The organism is SAR324 cluster bacterium (assembly GCA_015232315.1).
Taxonomy (GTDB): Bacteria; SAR324; SAR324; order SAR324; family NAC60-12; genus JADFZZ01.
Genome location: JADFZZ010000027.1, coordinates 34988 through 59563 on the forward strand (window position 1 = coordinate 34988; position 24576 = coordinate 59563).

The 24576-nt window shown below is 44.8% G+C and carries 23 protein-coding genes; 17 read left to right on the forward strand and 6 right to left on the reverse strand.

Features of this window, described 5'->3' with window-relative positions; translation table 11 throughout:
* Positions 1–2 precede the first annotated feature (2 nt).
* Positions 3–1442 carry a proline--tRNA ligase gene (locus tag HQM11_15965; GenBank protein MBF0352528.1) on the reverse strand — a complete coding sequence of 480 codons (1440 nt, stop codon included), beginning with the start codon at positions 1440–1442 and terminating at the stop codon, positions 3–5.
* Between the two features lie 420 nt (positions 1443–1862).
* Here HQM11_15965 and HQM11_15970 point away from each other — a divergent pair, with 420 nt between their 5' ends.
* The 3 genes from HQM11_15970 to HQM11_15980 are packed head-to-tail and all read left to right on the forward strand — an operon-like array spanning position 1863 to position 3647.
* Positions 1863–2399 (forward strand): polymer-forming cytoskeletal protein, encoded by a 537-nt coding sequence (locus tag HQM11_15970; GenBank protein MBF0352529.1) that lies wholly within the window; start codon positions 1863–1865, stop codon positions 2397–2399.
* Between the two features lies 1 nt (position 2400).
* Positions 2401–2610, forward strand: coding sequence for a sulfur carrier protein ThiS (gene thiS, locus HQM11_15975; GenBank protein MBF0352530.1), 210 nt, complete (start codon positions 2401–2403; stop codon positions 2608–2610).
* A gap of 8 nt (positions 2611–2618) precedes the next feature.
* A complete protein-coding gene (locus HQM11_15980) occupies positions 2619–3647 on the forward strand; it encodes a hypothetical protein (protein MBF0352531.1) in 1029 nt (342 codons plus the stop codon).
* Here the strand turns inward: HQM11_15980 and bioD are convergent.
* The 3 genes from bioD to HQM11_15995 form a co-directional block, all read right to left on the reverse strand.
* Entirely contained in the window at positions 3593–4243 is a 651-nt protein-coding gene (bioD, locus tag HQM11_15985) for a dethiobiotin synthase (GenBank protein ID MBF0352532.1), read from the reverse strand. The genes HQM11_15980 and bioD overlap by 55 nt on opposite strands.
* A 14-nt stretch (positions 4244–4257) precedes the next feature.
* A complete protein-coding gene (locus HQM11_15990; GenBank protein MBF0352533.1) occupies positions 4258–5577 on the reverse strand; it encodes a M18 family aminopeptidase in 1320 nt (439 codons plus the stop codon).
* Between the two features lie 152 nt (positions 5578–5729).
* Positions 5730–7220 (reverse strand): AarF/ABC1/UbiB kinase family protein, encoded by a 1491-nt coding sequence (locus tag HQM11_15995; GenBank protein MBF0352534.1) that lies wholly within the window; start codon positions 7218–7220, stop codon positions 5730–5732.
* A 152-nt stretch (positions 7221–7372) separates the two neighbouring features.
* Here HQM11_15995 and HQM11_16000 point away from each other — a divergent pair, with 152 nt between their 5' ends.
* The 4 genes from HQM11_16000 to HQM11_16015 are packed head-to-tail and all read left to right on the forward strand — an operon-like array spanning position 7373 to position 11572.
* Positions 7373–8656, forward strand: a complete 1284-nt coding sequence (locus HQM11_16000) for a nucleotide sugar dehydrogenase (GenBank protein MBF0352535.1) — start codon at positions 7373–7375, stop codon at positions 8654–8656.
* A 39-nt stretch (positions 8657–8695) separates the two neighbouring features.
* On the forward strand, positions 8696–9853 hold the full coding sequence (locus HQM11_16005) for a Re/Si-specific NAD(P)(+) transhydrogenase subunit alpha (protein ID MBF0352536.1): 1158 nt from the start codon (positions 8696–8698) through the stop codon (positions 9851–9853).
* 16 nt (positions 9854–9869) lie between these two features.
* Complete coding sequence (locus tag HQM11_16010) at positions 9870–10163, forward strand: NAD(P) transhydrogenase subunit alpha (protein MBF0352537.1); 294 nt, start codon at positions 9870–9872, stop codon at positions 10161–10163.
* Positions 10163–11572 (forward strand): NAD(P)(+) transhydrogenase (Re/Si-specific) subunit beta, encoded by a 1410-nt coding sequence (locus HQM11_16015; protein MBF0352538.1) that lies wholly within the window; start codon positions 10163–10165, stop codon positions 11570–11572. Before HQM11_16010 ends, HQM11_16015 begins: the two co-directional genes overlap by 1 nt.
* A gap of 234 nt (positions 11573–11806) precedes the next feature.
* On the opposite strand, the gene HQM11_16020 is transcribed toward HQM11_16015, so the two are convergent.
* Positions 11807–12721 carry a thermonuclease family protein gene (locus tag HQM11_16020; GenBank protein ID MBF0352539.1) on the reverse strand — a complete coding sequence of 305 codons (915 nt, stop codon included), beginning with the start codon at positions 12719–12721 and terminating at the stop codon, positions 11807–11809.
* Positions 12702–14399 carry a DNA repair protein RecN gene (recN, locus tag HQM11_16025; protein MBF0352540.1) on the reverse strand — a complete coding sequence of 566 codons (1698 nt, stop codon included), beginning with the start codon at positions 14397–14399 and terminating at the stop codon, positions 12702–12704. Before recN ends, HQM11_16020 begins: the two co-directional genes overlap by 20 nt.
* 349 nt (positions 14400–14748) lie before the next feature.
* Here recN and HQM11_16030 point away from each other — a divergent pair, with 349 nt between their 5' ends.
* The 10 genes from HQM11_16030 (at position 14749) to HQM11_16075 (ending at position 24518) form a co-directional block, all read left to right on the forward strand.
* Positions 14749–15633 (forward strand): decaprenyl-phosphate phosphoribosyltransferase, encoded by an 885-nt coding sequence (locus HQM11_16030; protein MBF0352541.1) that lies wholly within the window; start codon positions 14749–14751, stop codon positions 15631–15633.
* 290 nt (positions 15634–15923) lie between these two features.
* Entirely contained in the window at positions 15924–16262 is a 339-nt protein-coding gene (locus tag HQM11_16035) for a hypothetical protein (protein ID MBF0352542.1), read from the forward strand.
* A 9-nt stretch (positions 16263–16271) separates the two neighbouring features.
* Positions 16272–16511, forward strand: coding sequence for a DUF4926 domain-containing protein (locus tag HQM11_16040; protein ID MBF0352543.1), 240 nt, complete (start codon positions 16272–16274; stop codon positions 16509–16511).
* Positions 16512–16712: 201 nt separating this feature from the next.
* Positions 16713–16943 (forward strand): hypothetical protein, encoded by a 231-nt coding sequence (locus HQM11_16045; GenBank protein ID MBF0352544.1) that lies wholly within the window; start codon positions 16713–16715, stop codon positions 16941–16943.
* A gap of 78 nt (positions 16944–17021) precedes the next feature.
* On the forward strand, positions 17022–18356 hold the full coding sequence (locus HQM11_16050; protein MBF0352545.1) for an FAD-binding oxidoreductase: 1335 nt from the start codon (positions 17022–17024) through the stop codon (positions 18354–18356).
* A complete protein-coding gene (locus HQM11_16055) occupies positions 18353–19087 on the forward strand; it encodes an SDR family oxidoreductase (protein MBF0352546.1) in 735 nt (244 codons plus the stop codon). Before HQM11_16050 ends, HQM11_16055 begins: the two co-directional genes overlap by 4 nt.
* 43 nt (positions 19088–19130) lie before the next feature.
* Positions 19131–20138 (forward strand): hypothetical protein, encoded by a 1008-nt coding sequence (locus HQM11_16060; GenBank protein MBF0352547.1) that lies wholly within the window; start codon positions 19131–19133, stop codon positions 20136–20138.
* Entirely contained in the window at positions 20135–22000 is a 1866-nt protein-coding gene (locus tag HQM11_16065) for a hypothetical protein (GenBank protein MBF0352548.1), read from the forward strand. The genes HQM11_16060 and HQM11_16065 overlap by 4 nt, the downstream gene beginning before the upstream one ends.
* 209 nt (positions 22001–22209) lie before the next feature.
* Positions 22210–23616, forward strand: a complete 1407-nt coding sequence (locus tag HQM11_16070) for a hypothetical protein (protein MBF0352549.1) — start codon at positions 22210–22212, stop codon at positions 23614–23616.
* A gap of 65 nt (positions 23617–23681) precedes the next feature.
* Positions 23682–24518 (forward strand): glycosyltransferase family 2 protein, encoded by an 837-nt coding sequence (locus HQM11_16075; GenBank protein ID MBF0352550.1) that lies wholly within the window; start codon positions 23682–23684, stop codon positions 24516–24518.
* The last annotated feature ends 58 nt before the right edge of the window (positions 24519–24576 follow it).

Consider the following 24576-nt stretch of genomic DNA (forward strand, 5'->3'; position numbering starts at 1 on the left):
GTTCAATACGCTATGGCAAAAATGGCTTCCTGTTTAGAGGGTTCACCCGTCACGATGCATTTGCCTGGAACAGGTTGCTCTGTGAAGGGCAGGCAACGAATTGTGGCTTTTGTTTCCTCTTTTATTTTTTCTTCAATCGCACTGGAACCATTCCAATGCGCGCGGATGAATCCTCCCCGGGAGTCGATGACCTGTTTGAATTCATCGTAACTGCTGACAGTATGGGTGTTTTCCTGCCGGAATGTCATGGCTCGCTGATAAAGATTGTGGTGAATTGCTTCCATCAGTTCCTTGACTTTGTCAGCAATGGCGTCCAGGGGAACGGAAACTTTCTCCCGTTTGTCACGACGGGCAATCATGCCTGCCTGTTTTTCAACATCACGAGGCCCTATTTCGATCCGTAAGGGAACACCTTGCTGGATCCAGTGGAAGAACTTGTCAGCCGGACGTAAATTATCACGGGTGTCCACTTTGACTCTCAGTTTGTCCAGCACTCCATGCAATCGCTGTGCGACAGCATCCGCAAATTCAAGGGTTTTGGCTTTTTCTTCATCATTGGTGAAAATTGGCACAATCACCACCGCAACAGGCGCGATTCTGGGGGGGACGATCAATCCGTCATCATCGCTATGGGTCATGATCAACCCGCCGATCATCCGGGTGGAACAGCCCCAACTGGTGGTCCAGGCATACTGCTGCTGGTTTTCCCGATCCAGATACTGAATATTGAACGCCTTTGCGAAATTTTGTCCCAAATTGTGGGAAGTTGCGCTTTGCAGAGCTTTCCCATCCTGCATCATGGCTTCAATCGTATAGGTTGAAACCGCTCCCGGAAATTTTTCAGATTCTGATTTTTGCCCCTTGATGACAGGAATTGCCAGATATTCTTCCTGAAACTGGCGATAGATTTCCAGCATACGCAACGTTTCCTCCTGTGCTTCCTCAAAGGTTTCGTGCGCAGTGTGTCCTTCCTGCCATAAAAATTCAGAAGTTCGTAGAAACAAGCGGGTACGTTTTTCCCAACGCATCACGTTGCACCATTGATTGATCAGAACTGGCAGGTCCCGGTAACTGCCAACCCATTGGGAATACATGTGGCCGATGACGGTTTCAGAGGTTGGGCGGATCATCAGTGGTTCTTCAAGTTTTTTGCCGCCGCCATGGGTCACGACCGCACACTCCGGACTGAAACCTTCCACATGCTGGGCCTCTTTTTCCATAAAACTTTGAGGAATCAGCAACGGAAAATAAGCATTCACATGGCCTGTTTCCTTAAACATCCGATCAAGTTGTGCCTGCATGGATTCCCAAAGCGCATACCCTGTGGGGCGAATCACCATGCATCCTTTGACCGGGGCATAATCGGCAAGTTGTCCGGCGTTGATCACATCAAGATACCACTGTGAATAATTTTCTTTACGCGGGGTAATGTTTTTGGCCATACGAACACACTCCAAGGGGTTTGAAAAAATAATAAAAGGATTGAATTTCAGGATTTTCCAAGCCAGACACTACTAGTCACATTTTATAGTCTCAAGCTCTTTGTTAGCAGGCAAAAACCCTCAACAGGGTCAGATGCCGTTGATTCTGAGGGAGAAAATAATCTTGATAACGCAAGGAACACTTATTATGGTCAACAGACTTTTATAACGTGAGTTCGGAATAAGGATTATCATGGAATAGACATCCCCCTAACCCCCTTCCAAGGGGGAATTATGAAGCAATCCACCGAGAGAATCCCCCTTTGAGGGAGGCTTGGGGGGGGGCAATGCGGATTTAATTCGCTTTAATTTCTTATCCCGAACTCACGTTTTATAATAAAAAAACCGTGGTTTTCATGAATGTTTGTTTCAACGGATGGAATGAAACATTTTTTTAATTTTTTCAGTCAAATCAAGGAGACCCCCTTGTTTGGTAAAAAACGACCCGAATTTATCAAAGGTGCCACCCCCACCTATGTCGGAAGCGGAATGAAAATTGAGGGCAAGCTGCGTTGCGGTGGTCCGATCCGGATTGATGGTGAAATCCGGGGAACTATTGATTGTGAAAGTGAAATCACGATTGGCCCCTCCGCCTTGATTATCGCCACGGTCCGTGCGGCCAAAGTGGTTGTCAATGGTAAAATTGAAGGCAATTTATTCACATCGGAACATCTCGAGGTTTTGAGTCAAGGCTATATCGTCGGAAATGTGACCACTCCACGCGGTTGTATGGTGGTGCATGAAGGCGCGATCATCGAAGGTCAATGCCTGGTATTTTCATCATCGTCATCCGCGGAGCCGTCAAAAACTCTGCTTGAGGCTCCCGACGACAGCAGAATGCTTGAAGATTTTGTCAATGAAGCCGCCAGAAATGTTTCTCACGCAGGAATGAAAGCTGCTCCCGTTTCCAGGAAATGATATGCGGAGTGTGTTCCTCAACGGACAAAAACATGAGGTTCCTGCACATTTCACTCTGCATCAACTGCTCAAAACGCTCCCTCTTGTGTCTCTCGAACATGGCATTGCCGTCTGTGTGAATGATGAAGTGATTCCCAGAAAAAATTGGTCCGGGTGCCAGTTGCAGGATCAAGACCGGATTGATGTCGTACATGCCACCCAGGGAGGCTGACAACATTGATGAACCCCTCAAAACACATAAAAAAGCGCTGGCAACGACGTCTGTATCGCTATCTGACACATGATGTGTTTGAAGGTCGGAGCGCCTTGCTGGACAGGATCATTTTCCGGTTATTTGGTGTCATCAACGCGATTGGCAAACGCATTTCACCGGAGTTGTTGAAAGATATCATCTATCAGCGCCTTCTCCACTTTTTGCTAAAATCCCAGCCTTATGATGATGTCCCGCTTCAATCCATATCCGGTACCAGTGTGGAAGAAGCCATCTTTCTGGTTTACAAGAAAAAACGTTTCATGGAAGTCGCCCAACCGGGAGATGTGATTCTGGTTCGTGGCAATATGCGTATCAGTCGTGTGATTCAGACACTGACCCATTCGTCTTATAGCCATGCGGCTCTTTATATGGGACAGGGCGAAATCATCGAGGCGGAACCCGAAGGCGTGTTGTTGAGCTCGATTGACAAGTATCTGGCAATGGATGTACGGATTTGCCGACCTGTGTTGTTGAGTGATCAGGGGGTTCAAACCGTGTTGGAACACGCACGGCACATGCTGAAAGAGCAGCCTCAATATGATGTCAAGAACATTGAAAGTCTTCTCTTCAAGTATGTTTATAAAAAATTCAGACCTGATGTGAAAGCCTACATTGGCGGCACCACCCGGTTTGAAAAATATTACATCTGTTCGGGTTTGATTGCCCATGGCTTTCATAAAGCAGGATACCCCATTGTTCCATCGCTAAGATTCCGGAAAAAACGTTCGCATACAATTCCAGAACTTGAAACGCTCAAGGATTATTTCACATGGGTGTCCCACGGACACAAAAATTACAGCCAGATTGTTCCCGCTGATTTTGACAACAGTTCATTTTTCGCAACTGTAAAATTTCTCTGCCAAAACGGGATTCCCCGCAGGCATCACAGAATTTTGATGGGGGTTGAAAATGCCGAAGAAACTTCTGTGGATACTCCGCCTCAACAAAAATCAGAGGAAGGTTCCTCTGGGGACCATGTCCAGGATTCCGCATAACGTCGAATGATACTGGCGTCAATAGAGGCCTCTTGCATGACTCGCCCCAAACACCTGACCTTAGAATATTCCATAATAAATTGTTCTGTCGCTGAATTTTCAGGGCCGTTGAATACCATTCCATAAACAGAAATCCGTCTGTGTTTCAGCAGTTCCAGTGAAAGCAGAGTATGGTTGATACTCCCCAGATAATTTTTGGAAACCAGAACTACCGGGAGGTTTAATTGGGCGATCAGATCAATCATGAGCTTGTCATGATTCAGCGGGACCATCAATCCACCGGCGCCTTCAACAACCAGTGGATGCGATGTCTGGGGCAACCGGATCTGGTCCAACTCAATGTGAACTCCGTCTAATTCTGCCGCCGCATGAGGGGACATTGGCCGAGACAACCGAAAGGCTTCAGGATGAACCCTGAAATGTGGATGAGAAACCCAGCGTGCCATCTGGTGTGAATCTGAATCTTCCAGATTTCCAGCCTGCACGGGTTTCCAATACTCGCCCTCCAGCTTCTGGGCTAGAATTGCTGAAACTACTGATTTGCCGACATCTGTTCCAATTCCAGTGACAAACAATTGTTCAGGAGCCTTTGACATTCGGGCTTTTCCTTTCATGAATGCAAATAGAAAGAACGCATCAACCGGATCATGAATTCGGTGTCATGGCTCCCGCACATTTCCCGGATCGAATGCATGGACAGCATGGCGGCACCGATATCTGCGGTCGGAATTCCCAAATCGCCGGAAACATAAGGGCCAATCGTGCTTCCGCAAGCCAGATCGCCTCGACTTACGAACCGTTGAACAGGGATCTTTTCCTTCCGGGCCAGATTTTCCAGAATAGACTGGGTTGCGCCACTGGTTGCATAATTCCCTTTCACATTCACTTTGATCACCGGCCCCTGATTCATATGAGGAAAATGCTGGGCATCGTGCTTGTCTGAAAAACTGGGATGTACGGCATGCGCCATATCCGCTGAAATCATGAGTGAGTGAGCCATGCTCCGTTCATAATCAGCCAGGGAATCGCTGTGAGTGTGTTGCACAACGCGTGTGAGTACGCTCTTGAGAAAAGACGATCGTGCGCCATGGTCCGTCATACTGCCAATTTCCTCATGATCAAAACAGGCCATAACCGGAATCTGTCTGTGTTTCTCATCCGCACATCCCTGAAGTGCTGTCAGCGCGCAAAAACAGGAAAACAGGTTATCAATTCTGGAACTCACCAGAAATTCCTTGTTTTTGCCGGTCAACGCGCTTTTCTGGACATCATACAGACACAGATCAAAGCCAAGAATATCCTGAGGTGCCACGTGCAGATTTTCCCCCAACCATTCACGCAAAATATCAGCCTGTTTATCATCGTTGGACTGTTTAATGCTGAATACCGGCAGAATTTGGGTTTGTTTGTTGAGGATCAATCCCTTGGTGTTGACCTCCCGATTCAGGTGTATGGCAAGCAACGGAATACGCAACAGGGGTTCATCAAACCGGACCAGATGTTTCTGGAGGGAACTATCCTGATTGGCGGTAAAGACCTGACCTGCCAGTGATAAATCACGATCTGTCCAACTGGCCAGAATCACTCCGCCATATTCTTCCACCCCAAGTTGCCAATATTCCTGTTGGCTGATGTTCGGGTTGGGCTTGATTCTGAGATTGGGACTGTCGGTATGGGCACCGATGATGCGGAATCCTTGTTCTGCCGGCTTATCATTCTGGATCCACGCGATCAATGAACCGCCACCCCGTGATACAAAATATCGTCCGCCTTTTTCGAGTTTCCAGGAATCGGTTTCTTTCAATTCTTCAAAACCTTGGGGTCTGAGACGCTGGACCAGACTTTCTACCGCATGAAATGGGGTTGGAGATTCATCCAGAAAGTTCATCAAAGCCTGCGTTGAAATAACACTTTGAGTATCAGAAGACATTTGTTTCCATGAAGTATGAGTTATCTTTGAGACATCGGGAATGACGGGCTATATCTACCCGCACCATGATTCGAGAGTCAAGTGTCGGAAGCTTTTGAAGGTTCAAGGTCAAAGATTGAAAACGATACGCTCTTCCAGATCATGTCTCTCGGCTATAACAGTGAAGAGGCCAGTTCCTGAAAATCCAGTTTGACCTGATATTGTGCCAGTAATCCTCCAAGCGAAATCAACACCCGGATCATCAGAATAAAACTGTCAGGAATTTCGACCTCCACTTCTTTGAGAATCTGGAGATAAAATTGTAATTGCAACAACCCTTCCTGTGGAACACTGGCATTATGCAGAGCGTCATTCAGGCGTTGCGGATCACTGACATGAAAGCCAGCCTGAGTGAGGATCGTCGCGTAATCCACATACAAATGGAATAACAGTGCCAGCATTATTTTCTGAAAATGACTTGTTTCCTGAGGGGTAAGCCTTCCCAGAGCGCCATAATCAAGAATCGCAATTTGTCCGGTGGGGGTTACGAAAAAATTTCCGGGATGAGGGTCGGCATGAAATATACCCACAGAAAAAATCTGTTGCATAAAACTGCCAACCAGTTCCTTAAGCACCAGCGGAGCGACACCCGGAGTGTTCTTGAGAAAATCGCGCACAGGCATGCCTTCCACAAACTCCATGCCTAAGGTGCGTGTGGTGAGCAATTCAGGAATCAGCAGTGGAAATTTCCAGGTTGTTTTGCGGTAACTTGAGCAGAATTCATTCAAGTTTCGTGCTTCCTGATAATAATCCAGTTCAAGAAGAATACTGCGCGAGAGTTCTTTGATGAACTGTTTGACATCAATTCCTTCCACACGATTGACCAGTTGTGACACCATCTGGAAAAATTTGAGGTCCGCCTTGATCATTGCGGAAACATCAGGGTGCTGGATTTTAAGTGCTATCGGTTGGTTGTTTCGCTTGAGAATGCCTTTGTGGACTTGTGCAATGGACGCCGTTGCCACAGGAGTTCGGTCCAGTTCCAGAAACATCTGTTCCCACTCAGCTCCCAGTTCCTGAACCAGAATTTTTTCCACTTCAATCCATTCTGTCGCAGGAGCCTGGTCCTGTAACGTGCCAAGGTGATCCAGATAAACAAGGGGTAACCAATCGGCTCTGCAACTCAAAAACTGTGCGGCCTTGATCCATGCGCCTTTTTGTCGTTTACACAGGTCGGTCAGTTCGATGGCGTTTTTTTCATGCAACAGAGCCTCTTTCTGAAGTTTTTCCTCTTCGTTGAGTCGAGAGGAATAATACTGAAACAACCTGGTTCGGATGACGATGGACATGATCACCTGAACGGCATCAACATATCGGTCACCAAACTGAACAATGCCTCCCATCTCCAGCCAGACCTGCTTGAAACGTGACTCAACCTGTTCAAAAAGTCTGGAAACATCCAGGTTTTCAGGAAGAATCCCTGAAAGAAACACCATGAGTTGCTGTTCAACCTGAGACATTTGAGTTCCAAGGTCAAAAGGCAATTCACGCAACACTTTTTGAAGTTTAGGGTCAGAAATGACTTCTTCCAGCCATTGTCCTGTATGCTGTCCAATCTCTTCCAAAAATCGTTTGGAACTCCGAAACAACTTGTCTAACGGCATAATAAGTTTCTCAGATAAAGTTTCATAAAATCGATAACAGTGCTTATTTTAACACAATAATCACTTGCACTTTTTACCCCTATTTTTTAGTGTGCGTCACTAATTTTATTACATGGAACCTACCCAAAATATGGACTCTTCTTATGTTACCCATCATCAATAAAATATGCATTGTCGGCTTGGGGTATGTTGGTCTTCCTCTGGCAGTGGAATTCGCAAAAAAATTTAAAGTCGTTGGCTTTGACAAAAAACAACACCGTATTGAAGAACTGCAAAACGGCATTGATCGTACCCGCGAAGTAGACACTGAAGAACTGAAATCTGTCTCTATTGAATTTACAGCAGATCCAGCCCAAATCGGTCAATGTGAGTTTATTATTGTCGCGGTACCGACACCCGTTACCGACAGCAAAATCCCAGACCTCACACCACTGATCAGTGCCTCAAAAACGATTGGCCAGAACATGTCACGGGGAAGTATTATTGTCTATGAATCAACCGTGTATCCCGGGGCTACCGAAGAAGATTGTGTTCCGGTTTTGGAAAATGCGTCCGGCCTGAAATGCGGAGTTGATTTCAAGGTAGGTTATTCTCCGGAACGAGTCAATCCGGGAGATAGACAACACCGAATCACACAAATCACCAAGGTTGTTTCCGGAATGGATGCCGCTTCCTTGAAAGTTGTTTCCTCCGTTTATGGAAGTATTATCACCGCAGGTATTTTTGAAGCCGCATCTATCAAGGTCGCTGAAGCCGCAAAAGTGATTGAAAATACTCAGCGTGATCTGAATATTGCTTTGATGAATGAACTCGCGCTTATTTTTGATAAAATGGGAATTCGTACCGCCGATGTGCTTGCGGCGGCTGGTACCAAATGGAATTTTCTTAAATTTTCCCCTGGCCTTGTGGGCGGACACTGTATTGGCGTGGACCCCTATTACCTGACGCACAAAGCACTGTCACTGGGCTATCATCCTGCCATGATCCTTGCCGGTCGTGGAATCAATGACAATATGGGCAGGGAAATTGTTACCAAAGTCATTCGTTTGCTCGTTCATGCGCATAAACGCCTGACATCTTCCAAAATTCTGATTCTGGGATTTTCCTTCAAAGAAAACATTCCCGACACACGCAATACCAAAGTGATTGATCTGGTTCATGAATTCAAGGACTGGGGTTGCCAGGTCGATGTCTATGATCCGGTTGCTGATCAGGAAGAAGCTCACGAAGAATATGAAATTGAATTTATTTCGACACCCCGGGCAGGCTCATATGATGCTGTTGTTATGGCTGTGATGCATCAGTGTTTCATCGCTGAAGGACCTCAATATATCATGCAATGGCTGAAATCTGATGAAGAGGGTGTATTTGTAGACATCAAATCCTGCTTTCACCAAAATGATTTTCCTGAAACGGTCAAATACTGGTGTTTATAGTGTCTGACCTCCTTTGTTCACTTCATTTCAATGAATCCTATGCTGATTGTAATCCCCAAAGAAATCGCTGACGGAGAAAACAGGGTAGCGGTCATTCCGCAAACGCTTGCGGCCCTGAAAAAAGCAAAACTGGATATTGTCGTCCAGAGCGGTGCTGGCGCAAGAGCTTTCATTTCTGATGAGGCTTATGCCAATGCAGGTGCCGTGATTGAAACCGATGTCCGGGCCATGTTTGCCAAAGCGGATGTAGTCCTGAAAATTCAGCCGCCAATGCAAAATAACGACGTGAACTGCCACGAAGTGGATATGCTCAAAGAGGGCAGTATCCTTATCTCTCTGCTGGATGCCTATTCCCAACTGGATGTCCTGAAAAAAATGGCTGAACGCAATATCACCACTTTCGGGTTGGAGTTTGTTCCCAGAACCACACGTGCGCAGAGCATGGACGTTCTGAGTTCAATGGCGGCAATCGCCGGCTATAGTGCAGTGCTGGAAAGTGCGGCTCTGCTACCAAAATATTTCCCGATGCTGATGACTGCCGCAGGAACCATCACACCAGCCAAAGTTTTTGTTATCGGGGCCGGCGTTGCCGGTTTGATGGCTATTTCCACAGCCAAGCGTCTGGGTGCGGTGGTGGAAGCCTATGACACTCGTCCTGTCGTTAAAGAACAGGTGGAAAGTCTGGGCGCCAAATTTGTTGAATTTGATCTTGGCACTCAGGATGCGCAGGACAAAGGCGGCTATGCCAAAGCGCAGTCAGAGGACTTTTATCGGAAACAACAGGAACAGATGGCCGCCAAAGTGGCGACTGTGGATGTTGTGATCACCACTGCCGCGATTCCCGGGAAACCATCGCCCCGTCTGATCACAGATGCGATGATTCAACAAATGCATACCGGTTCCGTCATTGTGGATCTGGCCGCTGAACGAGGGGGTAACGCCGAAGGCACCGTATGCGGACAAATTGTGGAAAAACATGGGGTGAAACTGGTGGGATATATAGATTATCCTTCCAGAAAATCGGTGCATGCTTCCCAGTTGTTTTCCAAAAACATCAGCACATTCTTGCTGAATATGGTCAAAGATGGTGCGCTGAATCTGAATATGGAAGACGAAATCATTAAAGGAGCACTTGTTGTGCATGAAAAACAGATTGTGCATCCGGCGTTAAAGCCTTTATTGGAACAACCACAATAACAGAGGAGAGGTTTGCATGGAGATATTCATTACATCATTAACCGTTTTTGTGCTGGCATTGTTTGTCGGTTACGAAGTGATCACCAAGGTGCCGCCGACGTTGCATACGCCGTTGATGAGCGGTTCCAACGCGATTTCAGGAATCACTATCATTGGTGCGATTTTGCTGGCTGGCGGCAGTGAACACAGTACCTGGTTTTCATCGTTTCTGGGCTTTCTGGCCATTGTTTTCGCCATGATCAATATCGTTGGCGGATTTTTAGTGACTGACCGTATGCTGCAAATGTTTAAACGTAAAAAGAAAGGGTGATCATGGCACTAATCATTAACATTGCTTATCTGGTCTCTGCGGTTCTGTTTATCACTGGACTCAAGGGACTTAGTTCTCCGAAAACCGCTCCACTTGGAAACAAGCAAGGGGCTGTCGGCATGCTGATCGCAGTGCTTGCGACACTGCTGGATCGTAACGTATTGAGTTATGGATGGATTATTTTGGGAATCATCATTGGTTCCGGTATTGGTGTCTGGCTGGCAAAAAAAGTACAGATGACACAAATGCCACAAATGGTGGCTCTGCTCAATGGACTTGGGGGTGGTGCATCCCTGTTGGTGGCCGCGGCCGCCTATCTGGAAGAAGTCAGTATGGTGGCGGCTGGTTCCGCGGAACCTGGAATCGATTGGTCTGTCGCGCTGGTTCTCAGCGGTTTGATTGGTGCGGTGACACTATCCGGAAGTCTTGTGGCTTATGCCAAACTCGAAGGCCACATGGAAAACGCGTTCAAGATCCCCAATGAGAAAAATGTTCGTTTTGGCTCTGTAGGGTTATTGGCTCTGTTTTCCTTGGTGATATTGTTTGATCCAGCCAACAGCGGCTTCAGCTTGCTGATGGTTTTTGTCATCTCACTGGGACTTGGTGTTTTGCTGGTGATGGGGATCGGTGGGGCCGATATGCCGGTTGTGATTGCCCTGTTGAACTCTTATTCAGGTCTGGCCGCCGCCGCCACAGGTTTTATTCTGAACAACAATGGACTGATCATCAGTGGTTCGCTGGTAGGTGCCTCAGGACTGATTCTGAGTAGCATCATGTGTAAAGCCATGAACCGGTCACTGGTCAACGTCCTGTTTGGGGGCGCGATCGTCAGCGATGACGCCAAAGCGGCCCTGCCAGGTAAAGAATTTTATGAAGGCAAAGTCAAAAGCACTGGACCTGATGAAGTTGCCATGTTGCTGGATGGTGCTCAGAAAGTTGTGTTTGTTCCTGGGTATGGTCTTGCTGTTGCTCAGGCACAGCATGTCACTCGTGAACTGGCAGACATGCTGATCAAAAAAGGCATTGATGTCAAATACGCGATTCATCCAGTTGCGGGAAGAATGCCCGGACACATGAACGTCCTGTTGGCTGAAGCAGAAGTTCCCTACGAACAACTGGTGGAAATGGATGCCATTAATCCTGAATTTGCCCAGACAGATGTGGCCATTATTCTTGGCGCCAATGATGTCACCAATCCTGCGGCCCGTGATGATAAAAGCAGTCCTATTTTTGGAATGCCGATTCTGGAAGTTGATAAATCCAGAACTGTTGTGGTGGTTAAACGTAGCCTGAGTCCAGGTTTTGCGGGAATTCCCAATCAGTTGTTTATCAACGAAAACTCATTGATGATGTTCAGTGATGCCAAAGAAGCATTGCAGGGAATTATCAATTCAATGAAAGAATTGTAAAAAGCCCCATAGTTTTGGTTCCCAATGTTTTTCTATTGGGAACCGTCTTCTCCGCATTGTCTTTCCCTCACCACACGTTTAAGAAAATCGTCTGAAGTCTCATTCCCCTGTGAAATGTTCAACATGACCCACCTCCGGTAAGTGCGAAGCAGAGCTTCGCCTGAGGGATAACGTGCCCCACTGGCGTAGGGCACGAGCAAAAGAAAATCGTCTGAAGTCTCATTCCCCTGTGAGTTAGTCTGACATTTTCCAGGCACGATAAGTCTGGATCTGCCAGATACGTTGTTTGTACAATTGGACAAACCCTTCCGCATACATTTGGTCGCCTATAGCCAGATGCGCAGAACCCTGCATTTCCCGCTGATGCTCAAACCAGACAACTGAGATTTCATTGTCTCCGGAAGACTCAAACACATACAATTGGACACCTTTATTGAAATTTCTGATTTTTTTAATCTGGCCTTCCATGCGGACAAACCTCCCTTCAAAACGCTTTGGCGCGAACTCACCGGCTTGGAGCAATTCTGGAATAAACAAGGGGTTCTGAGTGGAAAAAATCGTTTTTCCTTCACTCTGAAGTCGTTTCAAATATCTTTGCCGGGAAGCCGAAGTACTCCAGATTCCCCGATGACGATTGAACGCAAGCGCTTCCGCCCGGGCATAATCATTAAAGTTATGAGGAAAACCAAAACGCGTGTCGAAATAACTGTGACCTTCACGGATCAACAACAGATTTCCGTTCTGTTGTCTGACTTCCAGAATCGCCAGTAACCGCTGATGTTTGTCGTATTTGTTTTGAGGATTGATCCAGAGGGCAAGAGGTTTCTTGTTCAACAGGGAATCAAGAAATACTTTGGCGGGAAGACCAAATTTCAGGTCCTGACCTTTGTGCGATTCTGAAAGTTCAGGTGTATCTACAAACAGTAACCGGATACTTTCATGTTTGGGCGCATATTGACCATTGGCATTCAGATCCGCTTTGAAGGTATCGCCATCGACCACAGTTTTCATGGTATCCGGAATGGGGAAACGGATCCAATGGTCAGGAATTCCTTCCAGAGCATAGACTGAAACCACAAATGACAACAGAAGTATCACCAGCAGAATTCGTTGGGCACAATTCACACTGTCACCGTTTTTTCCGGTCAATACTTTTCAGCATCTCCCTGGAAAGCTGCATGGTTTTAGCAGTGATATCCACACCACCAATCAACCGTGCCAGTTCTTCAATTTTTTCATTGGCTGAAAGTTCACGAATCGAGGTGAATGTTTTACCATCAATCACATCCTTATTGACAACCAGATGATGGTCTGACCATGCGGCGACCTGTGGCAGATGAGTGATGCACAGTGCCTGTCTGTCTTTTCCGAGAGACCGGAGTTTTTGTCCGACTATTTCCGCGATGCGACCACTGATTCCTGTATCTACTTCATCAAAAATCATGGTTTCTACGGTATCTACAGCCGTCAGGACTGTTTTCAGGGCCAGCATGATTCTGGAGAGTTCGCCCCCGGACGCAACCTTGACCAGACTTTTCAATTCCTGGCCGGGGTTGACGGATAGCAGAAATTCAACATTATCCACCCCTTTGGATGAATATCTGCAAGTGCCTTCTGCGACATGGATGTTCATGTTGATGTTCGTTTGAAACAGTGCTTTTTCCATCCCCAGTTGATGAATTTCCTGAATAATCTGTTCATCCAGAAGCTTTGCCGCGGCTTTTCGTTTTGCGGACAGTTCCATGGATTTCTGATGGAGTTGTTTTTGTGTCTGTTCCAGTTTCTGTGTCAATTTCTGAAGGTCAAAATCCAGATTCTGAAGTTCCTCCAGTTCGGCCTGCGATGTTTGCTTGAGCAGCAACAATTCTTCGATGGATTCTACTTTATACTTTCTTTTCAATCGCTGGAGATCATTCAGACGTTCATTGATCCAGTCCAGTCGTTTAGGGTCGGCTTCCATGCGGGATGAATAGTGCGTAGCGTAAAGATAGATTTCCTTGAGCAGTGACTGGGTGTTTTCAATAGATTCCTGAATTTCCAGGCAACCTGAATCCAGCGTTGCGGCTTCCTGAAACAATTTGGAGATAGATCCTATGGTGTCAATCATGGCACCCTCCGACTCATAAAGCTGTCCCTGGACTTGTGCGAATATTTCTGTAAGCCGTTCAACATGAGATAATCTTCCGGCTTCCTGGTTCAATTCCTCTTCTTCCTCGACTCTCAGATTGGCGCTGGTCAATTCTTCCTGCAGAAAACCCAATTCTTCGATACGGGCGTTACGGGACGAAAGTTGCTGATTCAGACGATTTTTTTCCTCCAGGATCTGTTCATATCGGTCAAACAGTGTGCGTACTTCTTCCCGGTCCTGAAGCAATTGCCCGGCACCATCCAGAAAATCAATGTGAGAAGAGGCCTGCAACAAGGATTGATTGTCATGTTGACCATGAATGTTAACCAGCAAACGACCGATCATGGCCAGTCGTGCCTGAGTCAGATTCACATCATTGACCAGAATTTTCTGACGTCCATCTCTGGGAAGTATCCGTCGAATGATCACTTCCTCATCTGCTGGAATGCCTGATTCTTCCAACAGACTTTTAATGGCTTCGGAGTGCCCTGTGTTAAACACGGCTTCAAGAGAAGCCTGATCGGCACCAGTTCTGATCAGTGAATTATCAGCGCGCTGACCGAGAATCAACTGAAGCGCGTCAATCATGATGGATTTTCCGGCACCTGTTTCGCCGGTCAGAATGGAAAATCCCTGCTTAAAATCGAGTTCGACTTTTTCAATAGTGGCCAGATTGGAAATTTTTAAATGCGATAACATAATGAATTCAGTTGAATGAGGAGTGAGATATCCGTGGGTAAAACTATTTCAAATGAAACGCATGAACAACATACATAACCGCATCGAACCTTCAATGAAATTGTTAGAAAGTGTTTTAAAAGTTTCCAAACGAATTAATTTACTAAATTATGGAGAAAACGATGGGTAAACCATAGCAACGCTTGCCTCAGGAAAACTTATGGGTGAGTACGTCTAACCGGTTGGACCGGGGTAACATCCACAGATAATTGTCTTGGAAATCCCCTGTGTCTGTGAGAGGTTTCACCAATTTTTTCATAGGCTTGATTTCTAAAATCAACGAAAAATGAAACATCCGGGATGCTTCTGCATGAATACCATCAATTCGACGCTTGGCAATTATTATAAACTGCTCCGTCCTCATCAATATGTTAAAAATACTTTTGTTCTGCTTCCCATCTTTTTCGCTCAACATTTAACAGATATTCCCGCGCTTATTCAAACATTCGGGGCCTTTGTCTGCTTTTGCCTGGTCGCCAGTTCCATTTATATCATCAACGATTATCGGGACATGAAAGAGGACCGGCAGCATCCCACCAAGAAAATGCGACCATTGGCCGCGGGATTGATTCCATCTCATCAAGCCTTGTTGCTATCATTTTTTCTAATGTCCACTGGCTTCTATGGTGCCTGGATGATAAGACCCGAAGTGATGGGCGTGCTTTCAGGATATTGGCTTCTGAATCTCGTCTATAGCCTTGGCCTTAAGCGTATCGCACTGCTGGATATCATGATCATTGCCACAGGTTTTGTGCTGAGGGTTTTTGCTGGAGGATTCGCGGCTCAGGTCAAAATCAGCATGTGGATCATTCTGCTGACGTTTCTTCTGGCCCTGTTCCTGGCTGTAGCCAAACGCCGTGAGGATGTGTTACTGCTTGCGTCAGGAATACAAAAAACACGGAAATCCATTGACGGATACAATCTGGAATTCATCAATGCCACCATGGTATTGATGAGCGCTGTGATTGTGGTGGCCTATATTTTTTATACAATTTCACTGGAAATCCGTCAGAATTTTCATAGCGATTATCTCTATCTGACCGTAGTGTTTGTGTTGTTGGGGATTTTGCGATACATGCAGATCACCTTTGTAGAAAATAAAAGTGGTGATCCCACAAGAATTTTGCTGAATGACAGGTTTCTTCAGGGAACTCTCATAGCTTGGCTGGGCAGTTTCATGTTTCTGATTTATTAACCCACGTTAGTTCGTAGTTCCGCCTTCAGGTAGTCTTTCAGCGTTCTTTAGCGCCTGAAGACAGAACATTGTTGAGAACGGAACTGATGTCACTCACGGGTATTGGGCGATAGCCTGGTATGATGTTTATGGAATAAAATCAGGGCTGTTCACTTCTCTGGGAGGACGGAACTACGTGCCCGTCAAAAATACGATTTTGGGCGTTTGCGGGGCATGTAATCCCCGCCTACCATCCGGTTGACGCTCAAAATAAGGAGAAATGAACAACCCTGGGAATAAAGTGATATGATATGAAAGTACCAAATGCTGATCATGCGATAGCGGATATCAGGAAACTTCAGGAATACAGTCTCAACACACAACACAAGACAGGCAGGAATAAAGCATGGGTATTTGCATCCGCATTAGGAATAACGATAGATGATGCCGAAGCATTACGCGAAATCCTGCTCAGAATCGTCCGGGAATATGATGCGGAGGCTGGATTGAAAGATAGTTATGGAGAACGGTATCAAGTAGATTTTCCCTTAGAATGGCGAGGAAGGCGAGCAATGGTTCGCAGTGCGTGGATCATTGAACCTGAAGTGTCATATCCAAGATTAACCAGTTGTTATGTGCTGGAAAAATAATGAGGTCTGATGATGAATGAAACTGTAAAATTATTTGATGTGGTTGCATTGACAGTTGATTTGCCCGAACACAATTTGAAGCGGGGATATGTAGGAACCGTAGTAGAGAATCTTGCTAATGGTTCTGCTTTTGAGGTGGAATTTAGTGATAGTCAGGGGCGTTCATACGTTTCGCTTGGTTTAACGGGGGAACAACTCCTGGTATTGCACTATGATCCTTTTCTGGAAAACCAGGCAATCCCGGCATAAAACAACGCTGAACCAGTAATCAGCCCAAACTGGTACCACCCCGGACGGCCAATCTGTGTTTCTTTCAAAAGTTTATAGTAAGTTCATGCACCGCCCCACAGTATGCAGGGAGAGGCCTCTGTGAACCCTAATGCCAATTTTTTGTTGCTGTAAATTTTCTGGTGACGGTAACCGATTCAAGCCATCGCGCGGTGTCATTCCGTGCTTGACACGGAATCCATCGGCGCACTCCTGGATCCCCGTTTTCACGGGGATGACATCGTGGCGGATCACAGGATTTCATCACCAAATTATTTACAGCAGGAATTTTTTGACGAGGAAACCATGATGGCTCCCAAATTTTTCGTGACAGGGCTACAGTTGTCTGCGGAGTTGGCACTTTCACCACTTCACGCGTCGGAAAGCCTGATTGACCGTGTAGCGTTTTGTTGAAATAAAATCATTGTTGAGAACGGAACCTGTAGAGACACGATTAATCGCGTTTCTACGATAAACGAAAAAGGTGGATTGATGAAAATCGCGAATTGGGGAAATTATCCGGTAGTGAATGCCGTGAGTCGAGGTTTTGAAACCTCTGCGGCTCTCAAACAGATTCTTTCGGAATGGAGTCAGACCATTCCTCGTGGGATGGGACGCAGTTATGGCGATGCCTCGCTGGGGGAGCATGTTGTTTCCACGCTGAAACACAATCATATCCTTGAGTTTGACTCAAAACAGGGGATTGTGACTTGTGAAGCTGGTGTGACCCTGGCTGAACTTCTGGAAATTTTTGTGCCTCGAGGATTTTTTCCCGGAGTGACCCCGGGAACCCGTTTCATTACTATCGGTGGCGGAATCGCCGCGGATGTGCATGGAAAAAATCATCATAAGGAAGGTTCCTTTTCCTCGTTCGTGGAATCCTTCGACCTCATGACAGGGGATGGTCGCAGTCTGACATGCTCCCGAAAAAAGAATTCCGAACTCTTCTGGGCAACCTTCGGCGCAATGGGACTCACGGGCATCGTGATGACAGTGACGATGAGGCTGAAGCCGATCCAAACCGCATACATTCGTCAGGAAACCCATAAAGCCGGGAATCTGGATGAAATCATGGCTCTGTTTGAAGACTCAGAAGACTGGACTTATACCGTTGCCTGGATTGATTGTCTGGCTCAGGGGAATGCTCTCGGGCGCAGCGTTCTCATGCGGGGAGAATCTGCGACCCTTGAGGATATGGCTCGTTGTGGTCTGTCAAGTCAAACCCCTCTGCTTATAAAATCAGGAATCAAGCTGGATGTTCCTGTGAATTTTCCGGGATGGGTGCTGAATTCCCACACGGTGAAAGCGTTTAACGAATTGTATTACTGGAAATATCCGGACCAGGCGCATGAATCCGTGATTCCGTATGATCCGTTTTTTTATCCGCTGGACAGTATTTATCACTGGAATCGAATTTATGGAAAAAACGGATTTCTGCAATATCAGTTTGTGATTCCCAAAGAAGTGAGCCGTGAAGGGTTGACACGCATTCTGAAGGAGATTTCAGTGCAAGGACAGGCATCTTTTCTGGCCGTCTTGAAATTATTTGGCAAACAAAATCCTGCACCGCTTTCATTTCCAATGGAAGGTTACACGCTGGCACTGGATTTTGCGGTCAAACCGGGCATTTTTGAATTTTTGGATCGACTGGACCAGATCGTTCTGGACTATGGTGGACGCCTGTATCTGGCAAAGGACGCACGGATGAAACCTGATTTTTTTCACCAGACTTATGCGGATAACGAACAGGCCAAACAAATGATTCAAAAATATGGAAAACAAAAATTCGCGTCCATGCTTTCCCAACGATTAGGAGTGACTTCATGAAACAGGTATTGATATTAGGCGCGACCTCTGACATTGCCAAGGCACTGGCCCATGAATATGGCCGTGAAGGTTATGGTTTGATGCTGGCGGCCCGTGAGGCGAAAAAAAGACTGTCGATCACTTGCCATGATCTGGAAATTCGTTATGGTGTCACAGCTAAAGCCATTGAGTTTGACGCGGTTGATTTTGCGAATCATGAGGCGTTTTACCGGAATTTAACGGAGGTGCCGGCCATTGTGGTGTGCGTGTTTGGTTATCTGGGCGATCAAAGTCTTGCTATTCGAGATTTTGAAGAGTCCCGAAAAATTCTGGAAACCAATTATCTGGGGGCTGTTTCCATACTAAACGTGATTGCCAATGATTTTGAATCCAGAAAAGACGGCAGTATCATTGGCATCAGTTCTGTGGCAGGAGATCGGGGTCGGCAATCCAATTATCTTTATGGAAGCGCCAAAGCCGGATTCAGTGCCTATCTGTCCGGTTTAAGAAACAGGTTGTATGGCTCTCAGGTGCATGTGATGACCGTCAAACCGGGTTTTATTTTCACCAAAATGACAGAAAACATGAACCTTCCTCCGGCACTTACAGCACAACCGGATCAAGTGGCCAAAGACATTGTACGAGCCGGACGATCTCAGCGGGATGTGTTGTACACCCGCTGGTTCTGGCGTTACATCATGCTGATCATCTGCCTGATTCCGGAATCCATCTTTAAACGGCTCAAACTGTAAAATCAGGTCCAACCTTCTTCCATCACATCAGTCAGGACTCACTTTGATTAAATGGGATTTAACGCATCTCACGCATCTCAACGATTCAGAAAAAACTCGATTGCAGCAAGAGTTTGAAGCTTTGTTGCGCCAGGCCAGAGATTTGTTTGATACAGGCCAGATTCTTCTCGAAAATAGTCATTTTCATAGATCCCTTCCGTTTATTCAACAGTCGATCGAATGTACTCTTCGAGGTTGCGGCATTCTTCTGGGACAGTCTTCCCCTGACTTTGACCAACAGACGATGGGATCAAGAGTTATCTCTTCAGGGGTGATGACCGTCAAAGGGTGGAATGCGGTGCAATCGTTAGGAAAACTCACAGATACCGATAGCAACCGCATCTCATTTTTGAAGTGGGTTGATCAATATGCGAGAGTGATTGCCGAGTGGGAAAATCAGGTTGAACAGTGGCACAAAACTTCTAAAGCCACAGAAGTTCAGCGTCATTCAACGACGGTGCGATTCAAACGGAAATTATTAGTTTTGACAGGGATGGTTCCAGCAATTCTTTTGTTTTCCTGTGTTGTGATCTGGCTTTGCTGGTATTACGCGCCATCCAGATCTTACATGGAAACAACACGTATTGTCTGGGGGAACACCCATGTTTATAGTCCTTCGCAATCTATTGAAATTGTCGCAAATGGAAAGATTCAGGAAATTTATTTTAAAAGAATGAAGAACGACTCCATACAACAGTTTCAGCTTTACCCGGCCTCCCGAAAAGTGAGCTATATTTTGATTTCAGCTATTTCAACAACTTCAGAAAACGCAGATCAAACACAAAGCAATTCGTTAACCCTAAATCCTGAACAGTGGGTCTGTCAACATTGTAAAATTTCGCACCATCAAGAGGGCCTGATGGTGACTCCGGAAGATAACGAGTTTTCAATGCTGAGTCCGGTGCTTGAACAGGCCGCTTTAAACGGTATCAGCGTCAAAATGTTGATTGTGGATCGTCTTCCTTTTGTGGATTGGTTGCAAAAAGGAAATTACCAGGAAAGCTTGCTATGATCATTCTTTGGGGTCTCACCTATCTGTTGTCTGCCTGTTATTTATCCCGGAAAATATTTGGTGGCGCCTATTTTTCTATCGGGTTGCCTTTTGCTGTGATGATTGTGGGTTTCGTGGTTCTTCACAAACTCGGAGTCTCCATTTCACACATCACACAAGGACACTTCATTGGATTTGTCACACTGTCTGGTTTTCTTTTCTGGTGGGGGTATCGTGAAATAAATTTCCTGAAAATCGCCCGACAGCACATCCCGTTTATTGTGCTGTTGCTGGCAATATTTCTGTATCAATATCTGTATCAGGGAGCGTATCTGGAACTTCCAGCAGATGTTTATGGTGTTCATTTATACCGGATTGGAGATTTACTGAATGAAGGAAGATTTGTTGATTTTAGCAAAAGTCTTTCCGCCAACACCATGTTTTATCCTTACTTGATTCATGCGACATTGATCCGCTATGCGCCTTATGAATTGATGACCGCATTGAATGAAACATCCGCGGTATTCACCATGCTACTCATCATCTCCGTTTATGCCATGGTGTTTTTCTTTACCCGCCATTCTATTATCAGCACATTGGCTGTAGTGATTTCATGCCTGACCTGGGGCGTCGATATTTATTCATTTTATCGCTATTACACGTTTGCCCCTGCTTTTTTTTGCATGACGTTGGTATTTGACGGATTGGTGCTGTCCTGGCTCTATTTCCAAAAATTGCCCATAAATTGGTGGTCGGCATTGATTCGTTTTGGCAGTATTTTGTTCCTGTTTCTGATAGCTTCTTTTTTCTCCCATAAGCAGGAAGCTCTGTTTCTAGGGATTTTGTTTTGTTTTGCCACGCTGTTTTTTTGTTTATCTCGATACAGGGATAAGACACTGACATGGTGGACGGGCATTCATGGCGGAATGGTTTTACTGACCATCACCATCATGGCGGTGTTAGCCCCCAGACATGTTCCTGATGTGAACAACTCTATTTTTTATGACTGGGGTCAATGGTTTGGAGTCCGTTGGGTGAGTGCCAACCTGCTGAATCAGGCTGATTTGAATATTGTATCAGTTTCCATGTGGTTTCTGGTTCTTTATAGTCTGGTGAGTTTGTGTTTGCTTAGAGGGCTCCCACAAAAAAGATACTTATATTTTTATTGGTTTTCCTGGATACCATTACTGCTGATTGCCGTTCCTCCAACCGCAACATTATTTGCAACATTGCTGGATGACCGTGTTTTCAATCGGTTGTTTTATATGTCGACACTTTATGGCTCATCCGCAGTATTGATGGTCCATGGTTATAAAATATTGTGTCCACTCAAATCATCATCCATCAAACAGATAGCAGTGGGCCTTTTCCTGTTGATGCCCATTTTTTACTATTCCATGAAAATTTCCATGAATGGCAAAGGAACCCACTTTTTCAAAAGAATGGAACCAGCTCACAATCATGTCCAATGGCAGCCCGTGTATGATTTCTTAAAAGCCCAACCTAAACACGCACATATGATTTTGACCGATGGCATCACAGAATATCCGTTACTCATTACGTCTGGGTTCTATTCCAATGATTGTAATGGTAGTATCGGGAGATGTTATTTTCCAGACCCGAAATGGAGATCTGTTGCTATTCCTAATCAACTTGCTCACCAATACGATTATATCGTGATCAATCGTGGAAAGGATTTTCAGTCATCAGGTTTTGAGAAACATTGGGATTCCAAATTATTTGTTTCGCATGTCAGGAATACCTCCCAGTATTATCCTCCCAACACTGAACAGGAACTGACCTTGCTGGAAACTCAAGGCTCGACAAAAAAAATCTTTCAATGGAATAATATTCAGGTATACCGTGTGCTATCTCATGAATGAGAGAAAAATCGAATTCATTTATTTTTGATAATCAACCAATTCCATAAATTCAGGTCAGAATAAAGGCTTTGGTTCTATATATTCCAGAAAAATAATTTGGTCAGAGAGAGGCAAGATGCCCTCCAAATGCGGACTGGGACGCCCGCGCTCCCAGAAAATAGTTATCTGGAACACTATAGATTCCCCTAAACCCGTTTAAAATATCAAATATGACGAATCACGAAATAAATCAGGAATCCAAAACTTCTCCACTCGCGCCCAAAGAAGTCCCTTTATGGGTGTATCCCGCAAAAGAAAATAATATCGAACCCATCAATCTTTATCGCTTATGGCTGATTTTATGGAACTTCAAACGAGTGATTATCGGATTCATGGTCTTGGGGACCGTTTTGGCAAGCAGTTATGTGCTCTATATATACATTCCCTTTTTGTTGCGAGAGCCACCACCAGAAAGCCCACCATCTCTAACTTTGCAAAGTGGTATGCCCCTGCAGGAAGCACAACCTTTATTACCAACAACCTACACAACCACCTTAAAAATCATACCTTTATTCCAAAAAGATAAAATGATTCAGGTGTTGCTGTCTCGTTTTGGTGAAATAGATTTGATCAAAGAATTTAAATCATATGACTTTTGGAAGTATTTACTGGAAACAACAGAGATTTCTAAAATTAAAGAGTTTTCTGAACTCCTTCCCATTATTAATCATGAAAATCAGACTAAACGTAGACAAATGATTGTATCTCTTTTGGAAAAAAGTGTAAAAGTAGAAAAGGAAGATCATAAAACTGAAGATCAAGCATATAATCAGGTAAAAGAAGCCGTAGCATCGCTGGATGAAGAGACGTTCAACTATATGGAAACAGTGTTTTTTCAAAGTCAAACAGCACTCTTTCCCCTGAATATTTCAACTGTAGGTGCACAAATCTTGGTAATAACGAAGCCTTATCCATCTCTGGAACATGCATTGAACATTGTTCATAGTTTTGATAATGCGTTGAAAGGTTATTTTAGACAACTTTTTGATATTATGAGGCAAAAATATGAAGTTGAAATCAGTCAGAGTTTGAAAGAATCAGAAATTAGTTTTCGTACAAAACTTGAAAAAAGTACACAATTGCTGAGCCAGCATGGAGTATTCAATGTCTTTGATTCCAGAGCGCTTCTTACAGTATCTCCGATGACGCTTACCGAGAAAGTTTTTCAGCAAACATTGATTGGAAAAAACAATGAACTCTCTAAAAAAATCAAACCCTTTAATGCAAATGATTTGCCTAATTTGTATTTTGATCTTGTACAACAAAATTCAGAATTTGAACGATTTAAAAACAATTATCTGAATGAAATCAAGAATCATGGTGAATTCCTTAATGAGTTTAAAAATCCGATATCCAAAGACAGGTTATTTGAGACTCATCTGGATATAGCCATACAGGAACCATTAGCAACAAAATCATTGAATCTTACGCCACCGATAACGTTGCCCCAGGCAGTCAAAACTATTGTAAAAGGATTGATTGTCGCGATAGTTCTAGGATGCGGTTTGGCTTTTTTTCTCGAGTTTATGCAATCAGAAAAAAAGAAATGGCTACAAAATCAAAAAAATGCCTCATGAAAATATGTTTTCATGGTATCTGCTATCCATTTTTCATTTTTATTGACGTATAGATTATTAATATCATGACAAAAATCCCCTCCATTTCTGTTGTTTGTCCTACCTTCAATTCTGAAGCCTATATTGAAAACACGCTTGAATCCATTTTGAAACAACATTTACCTCCATATGAGGTTATTGTTTCAGATGATGGTTCTTCAGACGAAACCATTCAGAAGTTGAAACATATCCAGCAGAAATTTGAACAAAAAAGTATTTGTTTTAAAATTATAGAAAACGCTCATCGCGGAGCCGGCGCAACACGTAATTCCGGTGTTTTTGCTGCACAAGGAGAATGGATTGCATTTGCGGATGCCGATGATCCATGGAAACCCGAAAAACTGAGTGTTGTCTCACAGGCAATCCAGGCTTCACCTGATACTAATTTCTTTTTGCACTGGATGGAGTATTTACGTTTGAATGGAGAAGTTGTCCTTATACCTAACGGAAATAAATATAATTCCGATCGGCCATTACCCATGCAAATTTATCGTCGTAATTTTTTACCAACACCGGCTGTGGTATGTAAGAAAGATCTGATCGTTCAGGTGGGAGGCTTTGATGAAGATCCTGCTATGATTATGGAAGACTATGATTTATGGCTAAGAATGTCTCCCTTTGTCAGATTGACTGTGATCAAACAAGCCTTGGTTACGGTAGTCGAACGAAGAGATAGCATCAGTGCGAGGCATTATTGGCACCGGTATGTTCCAACCATGAAAGTATTACTTCGGCATTGGGAAAAAGGTGGGTTGGTTCTGCTTGCTTACAGATCATTACGAACAACCATCAATAAACAATGGCATCGTGCCCTGCTCATGAAATTAAGAAAACAGCAGGGACACACTCACTGGAATTCATGAAGGGTGCAATCCGATTCTCAATAAAAACATAGTCCAATTATGCCTTGGGTAATGGCTG